The sequence below is a fragment of the Microbacterium sp. Kw_RZR3 genome (genome assembly GCF_029222405.1).
Lineage (GTDB): Bacteria > Actinomycetota > Actinomycetes > Actinomycetales > Microbacteriaceae > Microbacterium.
This window is the reverse complement of sequence record NZ_JARHXC010000136.1, coordinates 1-5,312: the sequence shown is the minus strand read 5'-3', so window position 1 is coordinate 5,312 and position 5,312 is coordinate 1. Positions and strand designations below refer to the sequence as shown.

The following is a 5,312-nucleotide window of genomic DNA, read 5'->3' as shown; positions in this document are numbered from 1 at the left end:
CACCGGTGGGCGGGGTGGGGGCCTGTCCGTCGGCGGGAGGCGCGGGTGGGGTCGGCGCCTGCCCGTCCGCGGGCGGGGCGGGAGGAGTGGGCGCCTGTCCGTCCGCGGGAGGCGTGGCGGCACCCGGACCCCCGGCACCCGGTCCCCCGGGACCCTTCGCGCCCGGCTCGCACGCGCCCGGTCCGGCACCGTCGCCCGGCGTGGCGGGAGGCGTGGCCTCGGCGCCAGGAGTCGGGACATCGGCGCCGGGGGTGGGGGCATCGGTCGGGGTGGCGCCCGGCATCGGTGCGGTGCCCGGCCCGCTGCCGCCGTCAGCGCTCGGGGCGGACGTCGTCGAGCCCCCCGCGAGGGCGAGGGGAGCACCGGACTGCGCGGCGATCGCGGCGGAGCCTCCGGCGAGGCCGAGCGTTACGACCACGGCACCGGCGATGAGCGCGGGCCGAGTCCAGCGGTGACGCTGCGGTTCGGGCTGCTCCTCGGTGCGCGGCAGCGGGAGTGTCGGGTTGTCGTCGTCGGTCATGATGTTCCTTCCTGACCGGAGGGATCTCCGGCGTCGATGACCAGCCTTCGAGTCGGGACTGAAGCGAACCTGAAGCTTGCACGAAGCGAGCACTGCCATAGCCACCGCATAAGAAGCGCACAGCGGGCGGTCCTAGCGTGACGAGGTGCCCACCCCTGCCCGCGTCCTCGTGCTCGACGACGACGAGACCATCCGCATCAGCGTCGTCACCGCGCTGCGCGCGGAGGGCTTCGTCGCGGAGGGAGCACCCGACGGCGGCGATCTGACGGTACGTCTGCGCGCCTTCCGCCCCGACCTCGTGGTGCTGGACTGGATGATGCCGGGGCCTGCCGGCATCCGGTTGCTCCCGGTGATCCATGCCGAGGGCGACACCGCCGTAATCATGCTCACCGCGCGCGACGAGGTCGACGATCGCCTGCGCGGGTTCGCCGAGGGCGCGGACGACTACGTGACCAAGCCGTTCACCGTGGCCGAGCTCGTGGCACGCGTGGGTGCGGTGCTGCGCCGTCGCGGGCGCCTTCCCCAGACCATCGCGGTCGGGGATCTGGTCGTCGACCCGAACGCAGCGATCGCGCACCGCGCCGGTGGGCCGCTCGAACTCACCGCGACCGAGTTCCGCCTGCTGCGGCTGTTCGCCGAGAGTCGGGGTCGCACGCTGTCGAAAGGCCAGATCCTCACGCAGGTGTGGGGGTACGACGATTACGACCCCAACCTGGTCGAGGTGCACCTCAGTGCTCTCCGGCGGAAGATGGAAGCGCGGGGGCCGCGGCTGATTCACACCGTGCGCGGTCTCGGCTACCGATTGAGCGTCACGCCGTGATGGCTGCACCCGCCCTGCGATCGGGCTCGCTCCGCCGCCGGACGATCGTCGCCGTCCTCGCGCTCGTCGCGGTCCTGCTCATCGTCCTGTCGGTCGTCGTCGATGTCGCGCTCGGTGCCCGACTGCGAGGCCAGATCGAGGAGCGGCTGCGCGATCGCGCGGCCGCCGCCGCGTCGCTCGTCGGCACGGTCGACGATGCCGACCTAGCCGAGCGTCTGTCGGACCAGGGCCTCGCGGTGCGGATCGACAGCGCGGGCGGCGGCTCGATCGTCGCCGGTCCCAGCCCGGAACAACTTCGCGACGGCCCGCCGGGCCCCGGTGGCCCGGGGCCTGGGGAGCGGACGGTGCCGCAACCGACCGCGACCGGTTCCGATGTCACGGTCGTCGCCTCGTCGGTCGGCGGTGACGACGATCTCGTGACGTTGAGCTCGACCCTGAGTGACGGATCGACGCTGACGCTCACGGCATCCGCGGTCGGGATCGAGGACACCCTCGTCCAGGTCAGGTGGATCATGGCGATCGCGTCCGCTGTCGTTCTGGCCATCGCTGCTGGAGCGGTGATCGTCATCGTGCGCGCGACGCTCCGGCCGCTGGACCAGGTGTCGGAGGTCGCGCGCTCGATCGGTGCGGGCGAGCGCGGCCGCCGGTTGCGGCCGACGCGGCCGGACACCGAGATCGGCCGCGTCGCGACCGCTCTCGACGACATGCTCGACGATGTCGTCGGTGCCGAGGAGGCCGCGCGCGGCGCCGAACGGCGATTGCGCGCCTTCCTCTCGGACGCGGCGCACGAGCTGCGGACGCCGGTCGCGGGCATCCGCGCCGCCGCCGACACCCTCGTACGCGCCGATCTCGACGGACCCGATCGCGAGGTGCTCGCCGCGCAAGTGGCTCGAGAGGCCGCTCGCGCCTCGCGCCTCGTCGACGACCTGTTGATGATGGCCCGGGTCGATCGGGGTCTCGAGCTGGCGCGGGCCGACGTCGACCTCCGGAACCTCGTCCGAGCGGAAGCGGAGCGGGCGCCGCTGCTCTACCCGCACCTCGATCTGCGCGCGACGGTTCCGGATGCCGCGGTCAGGGCATCCGTCGACGTCGACCGCATCGGCCAGGTGCTGTCGAACCTCATCGAGAACGCCGCGCGTGCGACGGGCGGCCGCGGATCGGTGCGCGTCGGCTTGGATGAGAGCGCGAAGGAGGTCGTCATGACGGTGACCGACGACGGACCCGGCGTCGCCGAGGGCGACCACGAGCGCATCTTCGATCGACTCGTGCGGTTGGATCCCGCGCGTTCCTCGACGGGCGTGGGTCTCGGCCTGCCCATTGCGCGGGGGATCGCGCGTGCACACGGCGGCGACGTCCGCTGCCTGCCGAACGAGGGAGGGGCGCTCTTCGTCGTCACCCTCCCTCGCGGAGACCGCCGGAGCTGAGTCGGCCCGGGAGTAGGTCGGCGCCGGTCAGCGCGCGAGGCGCGGTGTCGGGGATGCGGCGATGACCGGGCCCGTCGAGAGGAGCGTGAGCCCATCGGCGCTGCTGGCGTCGTGCATCATCTGATCCACGAGTTCGCGGTCGATCGACGGCTCGCGGCCGCCGTAGAACTGCAGCACGAGGGCGTTCGAGGCGTGCACCCAGATGCTGGCCTGGCGGACTCCCTCGTTGACGGGGAGCTGCAGCATGAACCCCTCGTTGCGGCGCAACTTGTTCATGATGACGATGCGAAGGTGGGCGAGGATGCGGTCGTCGATGTCGAACGATGCGCGATCGCGGTAGATGAGGCGTCCCACGGCTGGTCCTTTTCTGGCGCACTGAAGCGTCCTGTGGTGCAAGGGGCGGGACCGCGCCGGGAAGCGCAGCAATGCGGGGTCCGCTTAGTATCTCACGCCGCGAAGTATCTCCGGTCTTGACACGGCGCAGGAGCACGTTGCATGGTTACTTAGTCAAGTAATGAACCAACGGACGGACATCGCATGATCGACGACGGCAGGGCGCTGTTCCTCCAGATCGCCGAGAGCGTCGAAGACTCCATCGTCGACGGCTCGCTCGCCGAGGAGACACGTGCGCCCTCCACGAACGAACTCGCCGCGTTCCACCGCATCAACCCCGCCACTGCCGCGAAAGGAATCACCATGCTCGTCGACAAGGGCGTCCTCTACAAACGTCGAGGCATCGGCATGTTCGTCGCCTCCGGCGCGCGTGACACCCTCCTCCGCGAGCGCCGGACAGCCTTCGCCGATCGCTTCGTCGAACCGCTCCTCGCCGAAGCGCGCACCCTCGGCCTGGGCCCGGACGACCTCGCCGATCTCATCCGCGAGCGTGCGCAGCTCGCCTCCCCCACCTCCTCCCCCCGCACCGAAGGAGTCGCACGATGACCGCCGTGATCGAGGCCACGGGCCTCACCAAGCGCTACCGGGGCGGACTCGCCCTCGACGACGTGTCCTTCCGGATCGAGAAGGACTCGATCTACGGTCTGCTCGGCCGCAACGGAGCCGGGAAGACCACGCTCATGTCCATCCTCACCGCGCAGAACTTCGCGTCCGGCGGCGAGGCTCGCGTGTTCGGCGAGGACCCGTACGAGAACCCGCGCGTCCTCTCGCGCATGTGCTTCGTCCGTGAGAGTCAGAAGTACCCCGACGACGCTCAGCCCGCCCACGCTTTCCGTGCCGCCCGCCTGTTCTTCCCGAACTGGGATCAGGCATTCGCCGACCGTCTCGTCGAGGAGTTCCAGCTTCCGCTGAAGCGGACGATCAAGAAGCTCTCGCGCGGACAGCTCTCGGCGGTCGGCGTCGTCATCGGCCTCGCCTCCCGCTCCGAGATCACCTTCTTCGACGAGCCGTACCTCGGCCTCGACGCGGTCGCCCGACAGATCTTCTACGACCGCCTCCTCGAGGACTACGCCGAGCATCCGCGCACGATCATCCTGTCGAGCCACTTGATCGACGAGGTCGCCAACCTCCTCGAGAAGGTCATCGTGCTCGACGGTGGACGCATCGTCATGGACGAGGACACGGATGCCGTGCGCCACAGTGCCGTGACGATCGTCGGTGACGCGATCGCGGTCGACGCCTTCTGCCTGGGGCGCGAGGTCATCCATCGCGAGAGCCTCGGCGGGGTGGCATCCGTCACCGTCGTCGGCGAGCTCACCCCGGCGGACCGCCGGGCGCTCGTCGAGGCGCGACTCGAGGTCGCCCCGGTATCGCTGCAGCAACTCATCGTGCGTCGCACGCAGAGCACCAGCCCACGCGCCGCCGCGACGGTCGGCGCTCCCCTCCCGGAAGGAGCGCTGCGATGAACCGCACGCTGAAGGTGGTCCGCCTGCAACTGATCAACCGTCAGACTTTCGTCTGGCTGCCCCTGATCATCCTGTTCGGGGCCTTCGTGCTCAGTCTCCTCGTCTACGGGATCGTCCAGGCCGCCGGAGCCGACGGGGTGAAGATCAGCGGCGGAGCGCAAGCGCCTCTGTGGTATTTCGGCGTGGTCGGGGCGCAGGCTCTGACCCGCACGTTCCCCTTCTCGCAGGCGCTGAGCGTCACGCGTCGCGAGTTCTTCACCGGCACCCTGCTGACAGCGGGGATCACGGCCGTCGTGCTCTCGGTCGTCTTCGTCATCGGCGGCGTCTTGGAGCAGGCGACCGGCGGGTGGGGCATGAACGGCTACTTCTTCTCCATGCCGTGGCTCTGGGAGGCCGGTCCCCTCGCTGCCGGAGTCATCTTCTTCGCGGTCGCCATGTTCTTCTTCGTCATCGGGTTCTGGGGAGCGACCATCTTCAAGCGCTTCGGCGCCCTCGTGACCACGGTCACCCTCGTGGGCGCGGGTCTCCTCCTGGTCGTGCTCATCGGGATCGTCACCCTCACGCGCTCGTGGCCGGCTGTCATCGAGGGCGGAGCGACGCTGGGGGCGTTCGGGATGGCGCTCTGGGGTCTGGTGCTGATCGCCGCGCTCGCGTCGTCGTCGTTCCTCACGCTTCGGCGCGCGACTCCG

At 70.3% G+C, this 5,312-nt stretch carries 6 protein-coding genes and 1 pseudogene; 5 read left to right on the top strand and 2 right to left on the bottom strand.

Going from position 1 to position 5,312, the window contains the following annotated elements; all coding sequences use genetic code 11:
• A pseudogene (locus P2P98_RS07260) lies at positions 1-520 on the bottom strand (hypothetical protein); the annotation flags it as partial.
• 145 nt (positions 521-665) lie between these two features.
• Here P2P98_RS07260 and P2P98_RS07255 point away from each other — a divergent pair.
• Both P2P98_RS07255 and P2P98_RS07250 read left to right on the top strand, forming a co-directional pair.
• Positions 666-1,340, top strand: coding sequence for a response regulator transcription factor (locus tag P2P98_RS07255; protein ID WP_275798560.1), 675 nt, complete (start codon positions 666-668; stop codon positions 1,338-1,340).
• On the top strand, positions 1,340-2,764 hold the full coding sequence (locus P2P98_RS07250) for a HAMP domain-containing sensor histidine kinase (RefSeq protein WP_275798558.1): 1,425 nt from the start codon (positions 1,340-1,342) through the stop codon (positions 2,762-2,764). The genes P2P98_RS07255 and P2P98_RS07250 overlap by 1 nt, the downstream gene beginning before the upstream one ends.
• 27 nt (positions 2,765-2,791) lie before the next feature.
• Here P2P98_RS07250 and P2P98_RS07245 read toward each other — a convergent pair whose 3' ends face one another.
• Positions 2,792-3,118: an ATP-dependent DNA ligase gene (locus P2P98_RS07245; protein ID WP_275798556.1), complete on the bottom strand. Its 327-nt coding sequence runs from the start codon at positions 3,116-3,118 to the stop codon at positions 2,792-2,794.
• A 183-nt stretch (positions 3,119-3,301) separates the two neighbouring features.
• On the opposite strand from P2P98_RS07245, the gene P2P98_RS07240 reads away from it, so the two are divergent.
• The 3 genes from P2P98_RS07240 to P2P98_RS07230 form a co-directional block, all read left to right on the top strand.
• Positions 3,302-3,703, top strand: coding sequence for a GntR family transcriptional regulator (locus tag P2P98_RS07240; protein WP_275798554.1), 402 nt, complete (start codon positions 3,302-3,304; stop codon positions 3,701-3,703).
• Positions 3,700-4,623, top strand: a complete 924-nt coding sequence (locus tag P2P98_RS07235) for an ABC transporter ATP-binding protein (RefSeq protein ID WP_275798552.1) — start codon at positions 3,700-3,702, stop codon at positions 4,621-4,623. Before P2P98_RS07240 ends, P2P98_RS07235 begins: the two co-directional genes overlap by 4 nt.
• Positions 4,620-5,312 (top strand): hypothetical protein (locus P2P98_RS07230; protein ID WP_275798550.1); only part of this gene is annotated, 693 nt, incomplete at its 3' end. The genes P2P98_RS07235 and P2P98_RS07230, both read left to right, overlap by 4 nt.